This window comes from Actinoallomurus sp. NPDC050550, from assembly GCF_040655075.1.
Lineage (GTDB): Bacteria > Actinomycetota > Actinomycetes > Streptosporangiales > Streptosporangiaceae > Actinoallomurus.
The window spans coordinates 176,374-194,374 of record NZ_JBFAJC010000014.1; the positions used below are offsets into that span (position 1 = coordinate 176,374).

General features: G+C 70.1%; 23 protein-coding genes. 4 read left to right on the forward strand and 19 right to left on the reverse strand.

Annotated elements, in window-relative coordinates; translation table 11 throughout:
* Positions 1-117: 117 nt before the first annotated feature.
* From AB0I04_RS21340 to AB0I04_RS21395, 12 genes are all read right to left on the reverse strand, one after another.
* The gene (locus tag AB0I04_RS21340; RefSeq protein ID WP_360886881.1) at positions 118-744 is read right to left on the reverse strand and encodes a V-type ATP synthase subunit D; all 627 of its coding nucleotides are present in this window, start codon (positions 742-744) and stop codon (positions 118-120) included.
* Complete coding sequence (locus tag AB0I04_RS21345; protein ID WP_360886883.1) at positions 741-2,093, reverse strand: V-type ATP synthase subunit B; 1,353 nt, start codon at positions 2,091-2,093, stop codon at positions 741-743. The genes AB0I04_RS21340 and AB0I04_RS21345 overlap by 4 nt, the downstream gene beginning before the upstream one ends.
* Positions 2,083-3,765, reverse strand: coding sequence for a V-type ATP synthase subunit A (locus AB0I04_RS21350; RefSeq protein ID WP_360886885.1), 1,683 nt, complete (start codon positions 3,763-3,765; stop codon positions 2,083-2,085). The genes AB0I04_RS21345 and AB0I04_RS21350 overlap by 11 nt, the downstream gene beginning before the upstream one ends.
* Entirely contained in the window at positions 3,753-4,307 is a 555-nt protein-coding gene (locus AB0I04_RS21355; protein ID WP_360886887.1) for a hypothetical protein, read from the reverse strand. The genes AB0I04_RS21350 and AB0I04_RS21355 overlap by 13 nt, the downstream gene beginning before the upstream one ends.
* A complete protein-coding gene (locus tag AB0I04_RS21360) occupies positions 4,304-4,519 on the reverse strand; it encodes a V-type ATP synthase subunit F (protein ID WP_360886889.1) in 216 nt (71 codons plus the stop codon). The genes AB0I04_RS21355 and AB0I04_RS21360 overlap by 4 nt, the downstream gene beginning before the upstream one ends.
* Before the next feature lies 1 nt (position 4,520).
* Positions 4,521-4,931: an ATP synthase subunit C gene (locus tag AB0I04_RS21365; RefSeq protein WP_360886891.1), complete on the reverse strand. Its 411-nt coding sequence runs from the start codon at positions 4,929-4,931 to the stop codon at positions 4,521-4,523.
* On the reverse strand, positions 4,901-6,244 hold the full coding sequence (locus tag AB0I04_RS21370; protein WP_360886893.1) for a V-type ATPase 116kDa subunit family protein: 1,344 nt from the start codon (positions 6,242-6,244) through the stop codon (positions 4,901-4,903). Before AB0I04_RS21370 ends, AB0I04_RS21365 begins: the two co-directional genes overlap by 31 nt.
* Positions 6,228-7,109, reverse strand: coding sequence for a hypothetical protein (locus tag AB0I04_RS21375; protein WP_360886895.1), 882 nt, complete (start codon positions 7,107-7,109; stop codon positions 6,228-6,230). The genes AB0I04_RS21370 and AB0I04_RS21375 overlap by 17 nt, the downstream gene beginning before the upstream one ends.
* Positions 7,106-7,525, reverse strand: coding sequence for a hypothetical protein (locus AB0I04_RS21380; RefSeq protein ID WP_360886897.1), 420 nt, complete (start codon positions 7,523-7,525; stop codon positions 7,106-7,108). The genes AB0I04_RS21375 and AB0I04_RS21380 overlap by 4 nt, the downstream gene beginning before the upstream one ends.
* Positions 7,526-7,535: 10 nt before the next feature.
* Positions 7,536-7,970, reverse strand: coding sequence for a hypothetical protein (locus AB0I04_RS21385; protein ID WP_360886899.1), 435 nt, complete (start codon positions 7,968-7,970; stop codon positions 7,536-7,538).
* An 87-nt stretch (positions 7,971-8,057) separates the two neighbouring features.
* Entirely contained in the window at positions 8,058-8,498 is a 441-nt protein-coding gene (locus tag AB0I04_RS21390; protein ID WP_360886901.1) for a DUF2267 domain-containing protein, read from the reverse strand.
* A 59-nt stretch (positions 8,499-8,557) separates the two neighbouring features.
* The gene (locus tag AB0I04_RS21395) at positions 8,558-9,190 is read right to left on the reverse strand and encodes a fructose 1,6-bisphosphatase (RefSeq protein ID WP_360886903.1); all 633 of its coding nucleotides are present in this window, start codon (positions 9,188-9,190) and stop codon (positions 8,558-8,560) included.
* A gap of 290 nt (positions 9,191-9,480) precedes the next feature.
* Between AB0I04_RS21395 and AB0I04_RS21400 the strand changes: the two genes are divergently transcribed.
* Together AB0I04_RS21400 and AB0I04_RS21405 are read left to right on the forward strand one after the other, a co-directional pair.
* Positions 9,481-10,227: an HAD family hydrolase gene (locus AB0I04_RS21400; protein WP_360886905.1), complete on the forward strand. Its 747-nt coding sequence runs from the start codon at positions 9,481-9,483 to the stop codon at positions 10,225-10,227.
* A gap of 271 nt (positions 10,228-10,498) precedes the next feature.
* On the forward strand, positions 10,499-11,050 hold the full coding sequence (locus tag AB0I04_RS21405; protein WP_360886906.1) for a sigma 54 modulation/S30EA ribosomal C-terminal domain-containing protein: 552 nt from the start codon (positions 10,499-10,501) through the stop codon (positions 11,048-11,050).
* A 37-nt stretch (positions 11,051-11,087) separates the two neighbouring features.
* Here the strand turns inward: AB0I04_RS21405 and AB0I04_RS21410 are convergent, their stop codons facing one another.
* Positions 11,088-11,510 carry a CBS domain-containing protein gene (locus tag AB0I04_RS21410; RefSeq protein ID WP_360886908.1) on the reverse strand — a complete coding sequence of 141 codons (423 nt, stop codon included), beginning with the start codon at positions 11,508-11,510 and terminating at the stop codon, positions 11,088-11,090.
* Between the two features lie 224 nt (positions 11,511-11,734).
* Here AB0I04_RS21410 and AB0I04_RS21415 point away from each other — a divergent pair, with 224 nt between their 5' ends.
* Together AB0I04_RS21415 and AB0I04_RS21420 are read left to right on the forward strand one after the other, a co-directional pair.
* Positions 11,735-11,980: a universal stress protein gene (locus tag AB0I04_RS21415; RefSeq protein WP_360886910.1), complete on the forward strand. Its 246-nt coding sequence runs from the start codon at positions 11,735-11,737 to the stop codon at positions 11,978-11,980.
* Positions 11,914-12,657, forward strand: coding sequence for a universal stress protein (locus AB0I04_RS21420; RefSeq protein WP_360886912.1), 744 nt, complete (start codon positions 11,914-11,916; stop codon positions 12,655-12,657). Before AB0I04_RS21415 ends, AB0I04_RS21420 begins: the two co-directional genes overlap by 67 nt.
* A gap of 245 nt (positions 12,658-12,902) precedes the next feature.
* On the opposite strand, the gene AB0I04_RS21425 is transcribed toward AB0I04_RS21420, so the two are convergent.
* The 6 genes from AB0I04_RS21425 to AB0I04_RS21450 all read right to left on the reverse strand — a co-directional run bounded on the left by AB0I04_RS21425 (position 12,903) and on the right by AB0I04_RS21450 (position 17,959).
* Positions 12,903-13,118, reverse strand: coding sequence for a hypothetical protein (locus tag AB0I04_RS21425; protein WP_360886914.1), 216 nt, complete (start codon positions 13,116-13,118; stop codon positions 12,903-12,905).
* Positions 13,119-13,196: 78 nt separating this feature from the next.
* Complete coding sequence (locus AB0I04_RS21430; RefSeq protein WP_360886916.1) at positions 13,197-13,622, reverse strand: archease; 426 nt, start codon at positions 13,620-13,622, stop codon at positions 13,197-13,199.
* A 228-nt stretch (positions 13,623-13,850) separates the two neighbouring features.
* Positions 13,851-14,378, reverse strand: coding sequence for a universal stress protein (locus tag AB0I04_RS21435; protein WP_360886918.1), 528 nt, complete (start codon positions 14,376-14,378; stop codon positions 13,851-13,853).
* 27 nt (positions 14,379-14,405) lie between these two features.
* A complete protein-coding gene (locus AB0I04_RS21440) occupies positions 14,406-15,158 on the reverse strand; it encodes a hypothetical protein (protein WP_360886919.1) in 753 nt (250 codons plus the stop codon).
* 517 nt (positions 15,159-15,675) lie between these two features.
* Positions 15,676-17,658 (reverse strand): ATP-dependent zinc metalloprotease FtsH, encoded by a 1,983-nt coding sequence (gene ftsH, locus AB0I04_RS21445; protein WP_360886921.1) that lies wholly within the window; start codon positions 17,656-17,658, stop codon positions 15,676-15,678.
* Positions 17,642-17,959, reverse strand: a complete 318-nt coding sequence (locus AB0I04_RS21450) for a CBS domain-containing protein (protein ID WP_360886923.1) — start codon at positions 17,957-17,959, stop codon at positions 17,642-17,644. The genes ftsH and AB0I04_RS21450 overlap by 17 nt, the downstream gene beginning before the upstream one ends.
* Positions 17,960-18,001: the final 42 nt, after the last annotated feature.

Here is an 18,001-nt window from a genome sequence, read left to right on the forward strand (position 1 = left end):
CGGCTGCCTCGTGGAAGGGCGGCATCGTCCGGCTGCGCTCGGCCGGGAACACGGTGCCGGATCCCGCTGAGGCGCGGCCCGCACGGCGGAGGCCATGGACCGAAGATCCATCGGTGATCAGCGCGCATCGCGCCGCCGCTCCCCTGCTCGGCCGGGTGCGGTTCGCAGCAGGCGCGCCCGGTCGAAGCGTTCGGACTCTTCGAGCGCCAGGTCGATGGCGGCGATCGCGGCGGTCAGGCGGGGTGTCCAGTGCCGTTCGAGGGCCCGGATCCGCTGACGCGTGGCGGTGATCTCACTGGCCAGAATGCGCTCGGCCTCTTGGGCCGCCGCGTGCCGGACAGCGGCCTGAAGGGCGGTGCGGCAGGCGTTCCGGGCTTCGATGAGCGCGGCCGAGCAGGGCAGCGCGTCCGGGCGCGCGGGAAGATCGCAGGCCGCCTGCTCCGGGTAGCGGCTGCCCATCGCCTGTCTCCAGGAGATCGTGACGTCCGCTGGTCCCGGTGCCGGGGAGAGGGAGCGTCTGCCGCCGGCCAGGGCCGCTCGCAGCAGCCAGGTGTCGGCCCGTCGGCACGCCACGGTCCATTCCGTCTTCGCGTACTCGGCCTGTCCCGCGATTCGCTCGTACTCTCGGAGAAGGATACGGAGCTTACGTTGGAGCAGGTCGTGCCCGCGTTCGGCGGTGGCGAGGCGCCGGCGTAGCCACAGCCGTCCGGCGCGGCCTGGAGGGACGCGGGACAGTGAGGTCACGTGGCCTCCCGGTGATGTGCGTCGAGTTCCTCCGCCGCGATCATGGTGAGTTCGCGGCGCGGCAGCACGGCCAGTGCCTGCCACACGCGGTCGAAGGTCTCGGCCAGCTCGCGTCTGTCGTCCGTGCGCTGTGCCACGACGCGTTGGAGGAACGCGCGTTCGAAGTCGAGGTACCGCGGGTCGGTGCCGCTGAGCGCGGCCTCTCCGATCAGTTCGGCGAGCTCGCGGGCCTGCCGGGCGCGGGCGAGGGCGGCGACGCACTGTGCGGCGAGGTCGAGGTGCGCCGGTGTGACGCCGGCACGCATCATCCGCGACAGCGATGACAGGGCGTCGACCGGTGGGCTCACCTCCACGTCCGGGGTGAGGACGATCTGCCCTTCGGTGATGTAGCCGGTGAGGTCGGGGACCGGGTGGGTGATGTCGCCGGCGGGCATGGTCAGGACGGGGAGCACGGTCACCGAGCCTGGCAGGTCGTGGATGCGCCCACAGCGCTCGTAGAGGGAGGCCAGGTCGCTGTAGAGATAGCCGGGGTACGCGCGCCGGGCGGGAATCTCGCCGCGCGCCACCGAGACCTCGCGCAGCGCCTCGCAGTAACTCGTCATGTCGGCCATGACGACCAGGACGTGCCGCCCGCCGGTGAAGGCCAGGTTCTCGGCGATCGTCAGGGCCAGACGCGGGGTGAGCACGCGTTCGATGACCGGATCGTCGGCCAGGTTCAGCAGCAGGGCGAGCTCTCCCGCAGCCGAGCGCTCCTCAAGGGTGTCGCGTACGGTCGCGGCGTCGGCATGGGTGAGGCCCATGGCGGCGAACACGACGCTGAACGGCTCGCCGCCGGCGTTCGCCTGCGCGCCGATCTGCGCGGCCAGCTCCAGGTGCGGGAGCCCCGCGGAGGAGAAGATGGCGATTTTCTGGCCCCGCACGAGAGTCGTCAACGCGTCGATCGCGGACACGCCCGTGAGCACGGATTCGGCCGGAGGCAGACGGCGGGTCGGATTCATCGGCGTGCCGGCGACAGGCGCGGTGACGGAACCGAACACCGGCGGACCGCCGTCGCGTGGCTCACCCCGCCCATTGCAGACCCGGCCGAGCCACCCGTCACCGACCGGGATCCGCAGCGGGCTTCCGGTGAACGCCACGCGTGTGCCCCCGGTCGTCATCGACGCGGTTCCCTCCAGCACCTGGACCACCGCGATGTCCTCATCGACCTCCAGTACCAGGCCGTGGCGTTCCTCGCCCGAGTGCAGCCGGATCCGGGCGAACTCGTCCCATCCGACGCCGGAGGTCCGGCGCACGACGATGAGCGGACCGCGCAACTCCGCGATGTCGGTGTACTCGAGTTCAAGCCGCACCGGGCACCACCTCTGCCCGGGCCCGTACGGTCTCAAGGTCGGCCGCGTCCTCCTTGGCACGCAGGATCGGGGAGAAGTCGCATTCCTCGATCCGTTCGGCCGAGGTCCCGCGGGCGACCGAGTCCTCGCAGCGGCCTATGACGTCCAGGACGGTGTCCGTGAGCGCGATGGTCCGCTCCGCGTCGCAGAAGGCATCGATGAGGCTGAGCGCGCTCTGCTGCAGGACGCCTTCTCGCAAGAGCCTCCCGGCCAGGAGCGCCACCCGCTCGCGGGCCGGCAGGGCGGCCGCGCCGACGAGCTCGGCCAGCATCGCCAGCCGATCGGCCTCCGCCAGCAGCGACGCGACCTTCGCACGCCGTTCACCCCAGCCCGGCCGCCCGTTGCGGGCGTACCAATCGGCGATCGCCCCCGCGTCACGAGCGAACGACGCGCTCCAGGAGACCGCCGGATAGTGACGGGCGTACGCCAGGTCGCGGTCCAGACTCCACAGACATCGCACGAACCGCTGTGTGTGGGCGGTGACCGGCTCGGTCATGTCACCACCCGGTGGGGACACCGCTCCGATGACCGTCACCGAGCCGGTACGGCCGGCGAGCGTGGTGACTCGTCCGGCCCGCTCATAGAAGGCGGCCAGAGCGGAGGCCAGGTCCGCGGGATACCCCTCCTCCGCGGGCATCGCCCCACTACGGGAGGCGAACTCGCGCCGTGCCTCGGCCCAGCGGGAGGTGGAATCGGCGATGACGACGGCGTCGTAGCCCATGGCGCGGAAGTGCTCGGCCACGGTCACGCCCGTGTAGATGCTCGCCTCGCGCGCCATCATCGGCATGTTGGAGGTGTTGGCGATCACCACGGTCCGGTCGGCGAGCCGTCCGCCGGTCCGCGGGTCGGCCAGTTCCGCCAGGTCCGCGATGACCTCGGCCATCTCGTTCCCGCGCTCGCCGCAGCCGACGTACACCACGACGTCGGCGTCGCACCACTTGGCGATCTGCTGGAGCAGTACGGTCTTACCGGTGCCGAACCCGCCGGGCACCGCCACCGTGCCGCCCCGGGAGACCGGCAGCAGCAGGTCGACGACCCGCTGCCCGGTGACCAGCGGCACGACCTCCTCCAGACGTTCCCGGTACGGCATGGGGCGCCGGACGGGCCACCGGTACGTCAGCGTGACATCGCACCCGTCAATGCGCGCGACGGGCTCGCGGGAGCCGACCGATCCGGCCGGGCGGATCTCGCCGATCCGGCCCGCCGAAGGCGCGAGCAGCAGATAGGACAGCGCACCGGCCGTATCCACCACCCCCAGCGGCGCCTCCGCGGTCACCTCGTCACCGGCCGCGACAAGCGGAGTGAAACGCCACTCCTGGGCATCCGGCGGCGTACGCGCACTGGTCAGCCAGACATCGGCAGCGGTCAGCGGACGCAAGAGGCCGTCGAACACCCCTCCCAGCAGGTGCGGGCCGAGGGCAGCCGACAGCGGCTCGCCGTACCCCACCGCCGGGTCACCGGGACACAGTCCGCCGGTGTACTCATACGCCTGAACGGTCGCCCGGTCCCCTTGGATCTCGACGACCTCCCCCGGTACGCGGGCGGATCCGAGCCCGACCAGCTCGAACATCGCCAGATCGGGCAAGCCGGCCACCTCGACGAGCGGGCCACTGACGCGCGTCAGGACGCCCATGGCCATTCCATCCCCGCGCCCAGTGCCTGGATCGCGTGATCAGCCAAGGCGGGCGGTGAACAGTCGACGAGAGTGCCCTCGCCGCGAGCGACGAATCCCCCGTCGGGGTGCTCGGTGATCTGCGCGCCGGGGCCGGCGAGGTCACGGGCCAGTGTTCGCAGGCGGTCGACGAGCATCGGGTCGTCCCGCAGCAGAGCGGACACCGCCGCTCGCACCTGCTCACGCAGCCGTTCGCATGCCTCCCGCCGGACGCGGAGCACGATCTCTCTGGCCTGCCGCCGCGCCTGAAGCAGATCTGCAGCGGCGAGCGTCGCGCCCTCGGCCGACCCCTCGGCCCGCGCCTGCGCCAGCAGCGCGTCCGCATCCGCACGGGCCCGGTTGATCGTGACGGCTGCGGCGGCCGCGGCCTCCGCACGGACGCGCTCCGCGTCCTGTCTCGCCTTCTCCAGCAGGTACCGGCAGACGGGAGCGATGCCGGCCACGGCGTCCTGCCCGGGCGGGCGCAGCACGCCGTGCTCGCCTGCGGCCGTCTTCTCGCTCACGGCGGCATCACCACTCTGAGCGGCCAAGACGAGGTCTCCTCTCGCAGGAACCGCGCGGCGCGCTCGGTCAGAACGACCACGGCCACGTCGTCGTCGAGTGACCGCCAGGCGGCGCGAACGGCCTCGGAACCATCGGCCGGCAGCACCAGCGCTCCGGCCAGCCCGAAACCGACCACCCGCGGCTCCTCCCCGATGACCGCCACCTTGGCCATCTCACGCCTTCCCCAGCAGAAGGATCGCGACGACCAGACCGTAGATGGCGATGCCCTCGGCCAGGCCTACGATCACGAGCGCCCGGCCGAACAGCTCCGGGCGCTCGCTCATCGCCGCGATCGCCGCCGAACCGGTGTACGCGACCGCGATCCCGGCGGCCACGCACGATGCGGCGACCGCGATCGCCGCGCCCAGCAACGCCGCCCAGTTCCCGGCCGAGGCCGCCGGCCGCGACGCGGCCGACGCCGGCTCGGCGGCGAGCGCGACCGCCATGACGGCGAGAGCGGCCACGGCCACGATGACGTCCGCGGCGACCAGCAGGCGCAACGCCCGCCTGCCCCGCCGGCGCAGAAGACAGGTGCCGACGCCTCCACCGGCGATCACCGGGAGGACGATGAGCCAGGCGGACATGAGGTGACCTCCTCGGTGGCGATCGGAATGTGCCAGGGCCGGAACGGCCGTCCCTGAAGCTGGAACACCTTGGAGAACAGCTCGTAGTACTCCAACCGGAGAGCCTGGACGGCCACCACGACGCCCTCGAGCACGAAGGCGACCAGATTCCCCACCACGAACACCGCGACGGCGGCGATCGCGCCGGCGCCCGGCAGATGCCACAGGGCGCGGGCCGCGTTCCAGACGATCAGACCGATCGCCGCGTGCGCGAGGCCGAAGGCCGCCAGCCGGGTGAAGGACGCCACGTTCGAGCCCAGCCCCAGAACGGTGTCGAACAACTCCATCAGCGCCTCGAAGACGCCGCTCTCACTGACGAAGCCGGCGAACATCAGCGCGATCCCGGCCGACGCGATCACGGCACCGAGTACGACCAGCCAGGTCACTCGCCAGTACCAGCCCGCCGCGATCAAGCCCAGGCCGGCCGGAAGTGCCGCCCCGGCGACGCCCGAGGAGGCGTACAGCCCCACCTTCCATCCGCCCTCGCGCACACGATTCACCGCACCCAAGAGGGCGGCACACATGAGCAGGACGGCACCGACGCCCACCGCCGCGACGAGCAGCGGCACCGGCCGCTCGAGCGGCCGCAGCCAGAGGGCCGGCACCAGCCCGGTCGGACCGAAGAATTCGCCGTACAGCAGGCCGAAGCCGATCCCGGACAGGCCCGCGCCCGCAGCGAACGGCCAGGCGCGCCGGAACCGGGCGAGGCGCCGCAGGCGGCGTAGAGCGATCGCCAACATCAGCAACAGCGCGCCATGGCCGACGTCGCCGAACATCATCCCGAACATCAGCAGGTACGCGGCGACCGCGGCCGGTGTCGGGTCGACGTCCCGGTACGGGACCGTGCCGTACGTCTCGACGAGCGGTGTCAGCGAACCCCGCAGGCCGCCCGTGCGCAACAGGGATGGGACGTCCACGCCCCGTGGCCGTGGCAGGACGACGACGCCGCCCTCGGGGGCGAGCCGCTCGGCCAGGCCGGGCACGGCGGCCACCGGGGCCCATCCGGTCATCGCCGCCACGGTGCCGTCGACGGCGGCATCCCGAGCGCGTTCCTTCAGCCGTGCCTCACCGAGGACGATGCCGGGGCGAGCCGAGTCGGAGGGCGGTCGCAGCGACAACGCGGCCTCCGGCTCCGGCCGGGTCACCGGGCCGTCGAACTCCACGACACCCGCGTCCGCGACACGGACGAGCACGTCGCGCAACGCTTCGCACGGCGCGACGACGGCGACGCGCGCCATGCGGATCGGTCCCGCGGCCTCACCTCGCGAGCGCATCGCATTCCTCCGCCGAACCGCCTCGTACGGCAAGTTCCAACGCGGCCCGGGCCTGGCGGGCGTCGGCCGCCAGGAGGGCGACCGCGCCAAGCACCGGCGCCGGCCCGTAGCCGCCGCCCGACAACAGGTCCACGCCGTCGCGCTCCACCCGAGCCCACCACCGCTCCTCGGCCGCCCACAGATCGTGCTCACCTCCGACGTCGCGCAGCGCCCACGCCGCGTCGGCCGGCAGCCGACGCGACAGTTCGGCCAGGTCGGTGGCCCGAGCAGAATCCTTCCCGATGAGATCCGCCGACGGGGCGGGGACCGCCCGTCCCTCCAGGAACCGCTCACGGGCGACCAGAAGCGCCAGGGCCCCTGCGGCCCACGGTCGCGCGCTCGGTGACACGGCCGCCACCCGCCGCGCCCAGGAGATCCGCATGCCCAGCTGGACGGAACGCGGGTCGTTCCCGCCGGGGTCGCCCCATCGGGAGGTCGTCAGCGCGACGCGCAGGTCTGAGGTGTTCCGAAGGGTGGGCCATGCCGTCGCCAGACCGCCCATCTCGAACACGGGTCCGCCGAACAGCAGAGCGTCGACGTTGGCGATCTCGAACCAGCCGACAAGGACCCGCAACGCCGCCATGCCGCGGGCAGGCAGCCAGCCCGCCAGAACCCGCAGGTGCCACAGCAGCGTGGCCGCGACCGCATGTTGCGCCACGAGGAGGTCCTGCCCCGGCCGCACGTCGTGGCCGTACGGCGTCCGGGCGAGCACCCGCACGGCGTCCGCCAGGTTCCGTTGAGTGGCGGCTTGGCGCGTGATGCCCCGCGCCCGCCGCTGCACCAGTGCCCTGGCCCGGATGTTTCCGGCGACCCAGGCGACGCTCATTCTCCGTCCTCAGTGATCGCCTTCTTGACCATCTCGACGGCTCTGGCGACCAGTACCGGCAGCCGTTCCTCGGCTCGTTCCCGGGTTCGAGCGGCGAGCCGCTCGGCATCGGCGATGATGGCCGCGCGCTCGGCCGAAACGTGGTCTCCCGCCGTCGCCGCAGCGCTCGTCCGCTCGGTCCGCGCTCTCGCCCTCGCGGCACCGATCAGCGCTTCGGCTTCTTGATCGGCGCGATGCCGTATGCCGGACGCCGCGCGCGCGGCCGCGTCACGGATCTCGCAGCACTCTGTCTCCACTGGTGCCATGGCCGCGAACACCACGGCCAGCTCCGCCCTCTGCTCGGCCGCCCGGTCGCCGGGCACCCCCACACGCGCGGTGGGTCTGAACCGCTCCAGGAAGCCCCGCAAGTCCCCCATGCTCACATCGTCATGGGGCTCCGGCCGCGGGCGGCAGGGCCGCATGGGACCGGCTTTCAGGACTTTCGGCCCGGTGTGCGGGCCGGCACAACCTTGTGTTCGGCGCCGGAGAGAGCCGGGCGCCTGAGCCGGCCGTCGAAAACCTCACCGTCCTCGCCTTGGTGGCCACGAATTCCCTGACCGGACGCCAGGCGAGCGTGCACGGCGGCTCCGGGCGCATCACGTCGCCCACGCACAACCCCTTGACGCTCTCCCGGAACACCTCGGCCTGCCCTTCCCTCGCCGAGGCCCAGCTGATGAACCAGCCGACGAGCGACAGCCGCAGTCCTCCCGGCCGCCGCAGGAGCACAGCCTCCGCCAGGCCGGCACCGATGAGCACCGCGCCCAGCACCTGGCCGGCGCCGGTCGCGACACGGTTGGCACGGCCACGATCGCCGCACCGCATCCAGACCAGCTCCCGCAGGATCCGACCCCCGTCCAGCGCGGTGGCCGCGACCTCCCGCGTGGGCGACGAGCCCCCGATACGGATCGGTCAGCTGCTGTCCCCTCCACCCGGCTGGAGCAGCGCGCGTATCTCGATCGGCATGAGGCCGAACGCATGGGCGACCGCTCCCGGCTCGACGTGGAAGAGCACGACTTCGGTCACGATGGCGGCCGCCTTGGGCACGTCTTCTCGCCCGATACCCGCCTCGTCCGCGAACCGGGCGGCGAATTCGTGCACGTCGTACTTGTGCGGCACGTGGCTGGGGTTCCAACCGTCGTAGTACATGCCACGGATGGGGTCGGGTAGCTGGGCCGCCAGGTGAGCGGCGGCTTCGACCGTCAGACGGTCGCGCAGGGTATGCGACCAGGCACGCAGGACGCGGTAGGCGAAGCGGCGATCCTCGGTGCCGAAACCCGTCGCGATGTCGGCGAGCCAGCGGTTGGTGGTGTGAATACCTCGATCGAGACTGTCGACTCCCGTGAACGACATCGATCCCCCTCCTCGTGAGCCGGCGGGCTCGCATGGCACCCCACTCCGGCCGGGGTGCTTCACGCCGGTGGACCGGCGGTGTGCGTCAAGATGTTTCCGGCCTCGGCCGGTGCCCGTTCGCGTGCGGGGGCAGGCTTGCCGATGGGTTCCCAGCGGTCGGCGATGCGGGCCTCGATCTGCGGCATGGTGGTGTACTCCAGGTCCTCGATCGGCAGCCGGTGCGGCTCGAACGGGCCGTGCCAACGCAGGTAGTCCATGGCGAGATTGGCCCGGTGGCGCGCCTCGTCGAAACAGGGATCAGCGAACAGGTCCTGCGGGCCGATCAGCTTTCCGTCATGGATCTGGAAGCCCAGGGCGACCACCCGCGGCGTGCCGTCGAACCGGGCCGGGTGCGCGTGGCCCGCCTGACCGGCGCCGTACAGGCCCAGTTCCCTGGCGACGTTGGTGGTCGTCTGGAAGGTGTCCCACGCGAACGAATGGATCAGCTCGTTGTCGGCGCCGTAGCCGTGCGTCATGATCAGCGATATGTCGTCACCGCAGGCGGCGACGTGTCCGTCGATCACAAGCTCGCTCTCGACGGCTCGATCGATCGCATGCCGAGCCGCTGTCATCATGTCCGGGTGAACGGCCGAATGACCGACGAACCCGCCGGTGTCGGCCTTGATGATGCTCAACGTGATCAACCGGACCACCCCCTCTCCTTCCAACCCTCAGCCAGGCCGTCCGCCCGTTTCAGAGACCGTCGCCCCGAGAGGGGCGGGACCTTCGGCACCAGTCGTAAGTCCGGGCGGCCCTGATGACCGGGACCTATGGCTCCTGCCAGGCACGGCACGGCTGTCTAGCGTCCGAAGAAAGCCTCCGGGAAGGTTCCGGTGTTCACACGAATCCCGATCCGAGAAACCTTCGGGTGATCCCGGCACCGTAGTCGGCAGCAGCGCACCACGGTCTCCCCGTCCGACAGGGCGCGAGGACGGAGCCCGTCATGAACAGCAGACCGAATGATTGGGTACTCGGCGATGACATCGTCGCGGCCGTCTTTGGAGTCGACGGTGTGATCATCGATATCGTCCGACCTTGCGCCGCCGCGTGGAAGTGGGTGCTGGATCCGTTCCTACGCTCCTACGCGCTGGTGCGGGAGGCCGAGTTCACGCCGTTCGACATCGATGACGACTACATGCGGCACATGTATGCCAAGTCACGGCTGGACGGCATTCGCGACTTTCTGACGTCTCGCGATGTCATGTTGCCCTATGACGATCTGCGTGGCCTGGCGTGTCGCGCGGAAGAGGTGTTCCTTGCCGGTGTCCGGCGCAGCGGAATCGCCGTGGTGGACTCGACGGTCACCATGATCCGCACGGCACGCCGTCGCGGAATCCGGACGGCGGCGGTCTCCGCCGACCGGCACGCCACGGAATTGCTTTCCAGCGCGGGCGTCGCGGAGCTGTTCGACGTACGGCTGGACGGCCTCGACGCACCCGGGATCAGACTGCCCGCCCACTGCGAGCCAGGCCTGCTGCTAGAGGCGGCCCGGCGGCTGGACGCGCCCCCGATACGAACCGCCGTCGTCGATGAATCACTCGCCGCCATGTCGGCCGGACGGTGCGCGGGGTTCGGCCTGGTGGTCGGCGTCGACCATATCGGCCGGGCCGCGACGCTGCGCGGGCACGGCGCGGACGTCGTCGTCACCGACCTGTCCCAGATACCGGTCCTCGAACCCGCCATGGCTTGAGCGCGAACAGTCCACCTTGGGGGTGGTGGCGCGGATGGCGTACCTGGAATGCGGGTGCAGACCGAGGTCCGAGGCGCTGTTCCCGGCGATGCGATCGATCTGGCCGTGGACAAGGTCCGCCTCGCGCTACAGACGGCCCACGAGCCGGTGCTGTTCGCCCGGGTGAAGTTGACCAAGGCCGCGGACCCCGCCGTCGAGCGCCCCGCGATCGCACAGGCCAACATCGACCTGAGCGGACGTCTGATCCGCGCCCCAGGCCACCGCCCCGACGATGAACCAGGCGATCGTCCTCATGCACGACCGGCTTCGCGTCCGGCTCGAACACGCGGCGCGAAACTGGGAGGCGATCCGCGGCCGCGAGCCGGCGGCCGTCCCGCACGAGTGGCGGCACCAGAGCCCACACGCCCACCAGCCGCCGTACTTCCCCCGCCCTCCCGAGGTGCGCACGGTGATCCGGCACAAGTCCTATGCCCTCAGACGTCAGACCCCGCAGGACGCCGTCGCCGACATGGAACTGCTCGACTACGACTTCCACCTCTTCACCGAGCAGGAGACCGGACAGGACAGCGTCGTCTACCGATCCGGGACCGGATACCGGCTCGCCCAGATCGATCCCAAGCCCCGCCGCCTCGGCCCCCTCGATGCCTCGATCACGGTCAGCGAACTGCCCGCCCCGATGCTCACGCTCAACCAGGCCGCAGCGCACCTGGAAGCGCTCAGCCGATCGTTCCTGTTCTTCGTCGACGAGGCCACCGGCCGCGGCACCCTGATCTACCACCGCTACGACGGCCACTACGGACTCATCACGCCCGCAGACGCCTGACACCGACCCGGGGCAGCCGCAGCAGCCTGAGACCTCGTCAGTGTGACGTGCTGGAAATGGCCTCCACCAGTTCACCGACCTTGTCCTGGGGCAGCTTCCGTGCGAGATCGGCCTGACTGATGATTCCGACCAGCTCTTCCCTTTCCATCACCGGCAGGCGACGGATGTGATGCTCGACCATCTGGTGCAAGACATCCTCGATATCCGAGTTGGCGTCGACGGACCAGACCTCGCCGTGGATGAGGTCTCCCGCCCGGACATCGGACGGATTCCTGCCCTGCGCAACGGCCTTCACCACGATGTCACGATCGGTGATGATCCCTTTCAACCGGCCGTCCTCGCCGCATACCGGCATCGCGCCCACGTCCAGCTCGGCCATCCGCCGGGCCGCCGCAGTCAGATTCTCGTTCATGCCCAGGCACTCGCACCCGTGGTGCATGACTTCACGCGCGGTCGTCATGATCGACCTCCCCCTTGGTCCCCTTGCTCGAATCCTGCTCTCCCTCGGTCAGGGCGAAACGTTCCGAATGTCGTCTTGAACGCGTGCTTATCCCGACGTGCGGTCCAGAGCCGAACGGGCCGACGCGGTCCCAGGTGGCCACTCTTCCGTGTGAGAGGCGAAGGTCCCTGGCGGCATACCGGCCGGTGGGCCGACGATGAGGCTGGGGAGATGAGTCATGGCCGATGCCGCGCCAGTGCGTCCGTGCGGCTTCGGCCGGTCACAGCGGGGAGGGATTCGCGGTGCCGCGGCACTCGATCGTGGTGGGAATCGACGGCTCGGCGCCCAGCGAGGCGGCACTCGGGTGGGCAGCCCACGAGGCGTTTCTGCGCGGCGTCGGCCTGTACTTGATCCATGCGTTCCCTTGGGCGCCCCCGGTGTTCTCTCCGATCCCGGTCGTGCCGAGGACTGGGAGGACGCTCAGCGGCTAGCCGACCAGGCGTGCCGGAAGGCCGAGAAGGTCGCACCCGGCCTGCATGTACGCAGCGAGGTCATCACGGACGGTGCGGCCGCCACGCTGATCGAGAGATCCGCCGAGGCCGGACTCGTCGTCCTCGGCAAGCGGGGGCGCGGTGGTTTCCGCGGATTGCTGGCCGGATCGGTCGCGCTGCAGGTCGCCGGACACGCCGCCTGCCCCGTCGTGATCGTCCACGCCGGATGGCGACCACCGATCAATGACCGGGCGATCGTTGTCGGCGTCGGCAGCGACACCGTGCTGCGGGAGGCGTTCGCCGAAGCCGAACTCCGTGGTGTCAGACTCCGCGCCGTACGGGCCTGGCAGCCACTGGTCGCCGCCGGCCCGACCGGGATGGTACCGATGGGAACCACCATCGCGGAAATCGAGCGCAACGAACAGAGCCGGCTCTCCCAGGCTCTGGAGCCCTGGAGGGAGGAATATCCGCACGTCCGGGTGCTCGAGTCGATCGTCTGCGATCGTGCACGCCACGCGCTCATCGAAGAGTCGAGGAACGCGGAGCTGCTCGTGATCGGAGCGCGTGAGCACTGGGGTACGCATGCGCTGGCGCTGGGAACGACCGCCCACGCGATCGTCCACCACGTCGACTGCCCGATACTGATCGCCCGCGACCGTCCACAGCCATCGGCGTGACGTCGGCTCTTGCGACTGCCGGGGTCCACGATGTGTCCGGTCCGGGTTTCACCGGCGCGGCTGGTGGGCGGCGGGCAGATGGGCGGTGAACCACTCACACGCCAGATCCGCGACCGTCTGGAACGTCCCCGGCTCGTCGAGCAGATGGGTCGCATCGGGGATGACGGCCAGCTGGTTCTCGCATCACAGCCGGTGCTGCGCTTGGCGATTGAAGCCGAGCACGTCCATGTCCCGGCCGCCGACGATCAGCAGGGTCGCCGCCTGCACCGACGGCGGGAAGGGCCGGCCAAGTGCGGCAGACCACCCGTCGAGACCACCGCCATGACGTCGCCGGCCACCTCGGTGGCGGCCGACAGCGCCGCGGCGGCACCAGCGCCCGCCCCCAGATAGCCGATCGGCAGATCCTCGACCACGCGCCGGCGGTGCAGCCAGTCGTTGACCGCGCCCAGCCGCCGTGCCAACAGCGGGACATCGATGACGCCGACGCGGAAGAAGTCCTCGGCCGGAGTGCGCAGGTCGACGCACTTTTACGGTGTCGATCAGACATCGATCGTGACGCTACAGCGCCAATTCTCATCATTTCGATCCAGGCGCAGCCGGTGGAGTGAGACGGCTTTCGGGACCGCGCCGACAACAGTGGCCTGTGTGACGTCGATCATTGTCATGGCGAGCCGAAGATCTCGTCCCTCGCGGCGGACGTCCACTGCCTGGGGGATCTCATTGTCGGTGTCCATGCGGTAGATCACCTCGTCGAGCACGGTGATCAGCTGCGCTTCCGGGTCTGCGGCGTGCACCACGAACTCCCGACATACGGTAGACGTCCCCGACGGCAGGTCGACAAAGCTTCGCACCATCGCGCGGACCGCCTCGGCGACACACCCCTCGACGGTAGGAGCCCACGCCTCGATGCGCAGATCGGCCGTGTGCGGGACCAGCCGGTAGCCGACAGAGCCTTTCCGCGCCATGGTCTCCTCCGGTCATCGGAGAACGGTCCGGTCCATTGTGCGACAGACGGCATTACCCCTCGGCGGGTACGCCTGTGCCTGGCGAGAACCAACAACATCCAGGGATGATCGGTTGATCTGCTCCGCGCGGGTCGTCCCGATAGGCGAAGTCTCTGGTCGTGGCCGGCTTCGGCCAGTGATCCCATCGGTGTGGCAGGGATACGCCTGGAGGGTCTCGTCGTACTTGATCTAGACGTTCCCGTCGCCGTCCCCAGGCCGTCTCTTGGAACTCGGCCGTGGCGAGGACCGGGATGAGACGCCTGGCGGTTTGCCGGGGACCGTGACCACCGGGCATGGTGCGTAGGACAGGCAGTAGTGGCCGACCGAGTCGGCGGTGAGGCGTCGCCTGCCGGGGTGATCGTGCGTTGCCAGGACGAGCAGCGACGCGTTGCGGGCGAGTTCGACGAGGATGGGACCTGGCGGCCCTTCGAGGATCTCGATGTCGGCGCTGACGTCCGGGGCGGCCTCGCGGAGCGCCTGTTCGATCGAGGTCCGGCACGCGGCGACCGCGGCTTGACGTTTCTGCTCACGTTCGTCATAGCTGAGCGAGGCAGCCTCGCCGGGCGCCAGTTCCCAGGCGTGGATGATGCGCAGTCGGCTGCCTTGTCGGCGTGCTTGGTCGGCGGCCCAGCGCAGCGCCGCGGTTTTGGCCGGCGATTCGTCGATGCCGACGAGGATCGGTGCGGGCTCGATGCCGAAGGCAGCGGTATCGGTCATGGTCGTGATCACCTCTGTGCAGAGCTTTTACGCTCTCAACGGAGCGAGATGGGCGATGAACCACTCACGCGCGAGTTCGGCGACCGACGTCGCAGCGCCGGGCTCGTCGAGCAGATGGGTGGCGCCAGGGACGACGATCAGCCGGTTTTCGCAGCAAAGCCGCGTTCGTGCTCGCTGGTTGAGATTGAGCAGCGCACCATGGTGGCCGCCGACGATGAGCAGAGTCGGGGCGCGTACGGCCGGCAGCCGGGTGCTCGCGAGATCCGGCCGACCGGCTCGGCAGACCACCGCCCTGACGATGGCACCGGGCTCCGCAGCGGCCCACAGCGCGGCCGCGGCTGCGGTGCCCGCCCCGAGGTAGCCGATCCCGGCCGCTTCCACCGTCGGTTCCCGGCGCAGGCGACGGGTCAGCTCGCTCAGCCGGCCCGCCAGCATCGCGATGGCGAAGAGCTTGGCACGGTCGAGTTCCTCGTCCGAGGTGAGCAGGTCGAACAGCACGGTGCCCAACCCCGCGTCGTTGAGGACGGCCGCGAGGAAGCGGTTACACGGACTGAACCGGCTGTTGCTGCCGGCATGGGCGAACACGACGACCCCCGTGGCCCGTTCGGGCACCATCACACGCCCCGCCAAAAGCGCGCCGCCCACATCGACGACGACCCGTTCATCCAAGGCCAGCCGATCACCGCCGGAGACACGAAGCGGTCGCTCGTCCGCGTCTTTCGGCGCGGCGGACCATAGCAGGTCGCCGATGCGACGCACTCGCCCCGCTGGCCGCATCATCGCCGGGCTTCGCGCTGACCCTCATCCCGGCGTGGGTCGGTGACGAGCACCAGTTCGTGAGCGCGGCGAGCGGCCTCGGTGACCGTCTTTTCACCGGGCTCGGCCAGCGGGCCTTCCTCGAGCCCATGTGCCAGCAACCGGATCGCCTCCGCGACCGCCTCCGTACGCGTCTCCAGCCGAGATACACGTTTCTCAAGGTCGGTCAGGGCCGACTCCCGATCCCTCTGATCGCCATATCGGACCATCAGTGCCCCCTAACCCCTCATTCGTCTCGCCTCGGCCCGTACCTGTTTCCAGGCTCCCGCTCAGGGTGGAGAGGGCCCCAGGGTCTTTCGTCACCAAGCCTCTCGCCGGCCGGCTCCATGCGCCTCATGGTTCGCCTCGGGAAGATCAGATTTCCGCCGCGCTTCGATCCCGTACGACTCGGCGACGCCGCTAAGGTGCCGACGAATTCCGTCGCCTGCTCATGCGGTGACGACGCTGATCGGCGCCCCGGTCCTGAGCGCCGGCGGTGTTGTCAGGAGGTCGCGGGGGCGCTGACGGATGCGACGGCGCGATCGCGTTCTTCCTCGTTCAGGACTCCCCGGACTGCGTGGCCGTCGACCGTCTCGTGTTCGACGAGCAGTCCCGCAAGCCGGTCGAGAGCGGGCCGATGGGCCCGGAGCATGCCCAGGGCGCGGTCCTGGGCGTGCCGGAGCAGGCGCATGATCTCTTCGTCGATGTTCCGCTGCGTCTGCTCGGAGTAGGGCCGCCGCAGCGCGTCCTCGGGGGCGCCGCTGAGATACCTCGGTTCCCCGGAGGCGTAGCCCACGGGCCCGAGAGCCGGTGACAGGCCGAACTCGCGCACCATACGGGTGGCGATCTGCGTGGCGCCGGCCAGGTCGTCGGCGGCACCTGTGGACCCTTCACCGAAGACGATCAGTTCGGCCGCCCGGCCGCCGAGCCGTACGGTGAGCAGGTCGGTGAGATAGCCCTCGCTGTAGAGACGGCGCTCGGCTTCGGGGAGCTGCTCGGTGACACCGAGGGTCATGCCCGCCGGCAGGATGGTGACCTTGGCGACCGGGTCGGCGTGCTCGCACAGCGCCGCCAAAAGCGCGTGCCCGGACTCGTGGACGGCCACCGCGTGCCGTTCCTCGGGCAGCAACGCGTTCGAGGTCTCCCGGCGGCCCAGCAGGACGCGGTCGCGTGCGGTGTCCATATCCCGGGCCTCGATGATCGTCCGGCCCGCACGGACCGCGTTGATCGCAGCCTCGTTGACGAGATTGGCCAGATCCGCCCCGGAGAATCCCGGCGTGCCGCGGGCGACGGCGTCCAGGTCGACGTCTGCGGCCAGATGCTTGGTACGGGCGTGCACCGCTAGGATCGCGGCCCGTTCGGCCTGGTTGGGCAGCGGGACGACGACCTGCCGGTCGAACCGGCCAGGGCGCAGCAGCGCCGGATCCAGCGTGTCGGGCCGGTTGGTGGCCGCCAGCACCACGATGCCGCTCGACTGATCGAAGCCGTCCATTTCCCCGAGCAGTTGGTTCAGCGTCTGCTCACGCTCATCATGACCACCACTGATCGCGCCCACGCCGCGGCGTCCGCCGATGGCGTCGATCTCATCGATGAAGACGATCGAAGGCGCCCGCTTCCGCGCCTCGTCGAACAGGTCGCGGACCCGCGAGGCGCCGACGCCGACGAACATCTCCACGAACGCCGATCCGGTGACGGACAGGAACGGCACTTCGGCCTCACCGGCGACCGCCCGGGCGATCAATGTCTTGCCCGTGCCGGGCGGCCCCACCATGATCACACCGCGCGGCGGTTTGGCACCGGCCGCGGCATACCGGTCTGGATCACGCAGGAAATCGACGATCTCGCTGATCTCCTGCTTGACGCCCTCGTAACCGGCGACGTCGTCGAACCGCGTCACCGGACGTTCGGCCTCAATGATCTTCGCTTTCGAGCGGCCGAACCCGCCGACACCTCCCGACAGGGAACGCTGCGCCGCCCGTCCACTCCACATGAAGAGACTGACGATGAACAGCAGGGGCAAGAAGCTGAGCAGAAGGGCGGCCAGGGACCCGCTGCTTCGCGTCGCCGTGATCTTCACGCCCTTGGCCCGCAGCTCGCTCGCGAGCTGGGTGGTGTTCAGCGCGGTCGGGATCCGGCTGGTGAAGCTCTTGCCGCCCTTCAGCGTCCCGCTCACCGCGCCGGTGTCATCGACCCGGATATCCGACACCTGGCCGGCGTTCACATCGGCCGCGAACTCGGTGTAGGACAACGTCGCCGGCCGGGGCTCGGTGGAGATTCCTCGTCCGATCAGCAGGATCAGGGTGATGACGATGCCGATCGGCAGCAGCCAGAAGCGCCAGGACGGAGGCGGCTGCGGTGCCGGCTTCGGCGGCTCGTTCGGCGGGCCGGGCTTCGCCGACCTCGTCGCGTGCCGGCCACGGTTCCGAAGACGTGTCCCGGCGATCATGGCTTCCGTGCCCTGACGGTGGTCATCGCCGGTGTACACCGATCACGCGCCGACCTTCATCGACGACCGGAGCCCCGCTGACCCCTCGCGCCGCCAACGCTCGGACGATCACCTTGAACCCGTCATCCGGCCGCAGGCACACGATGTCCGTCGTCATGTAGTCCTGTACCGTCGCGTGGTTCATCTTCACCCCCTGTTTCACGATGTCTCGATCAGCGAAGACGTCGATAGGGCCGTGCGGTCGCGCGCGTCTGGGACCAAAGTCCTCCCAGGCGGCCGCCGTGCTCTGGGCATCCAGGGCTTCCGACTGTCGGCGTGCGAGCTTCCCCGGACCGGGCATCGCGGAGAGCGATCGATCGGAGATCGTCTCAAGGTTCGGCGG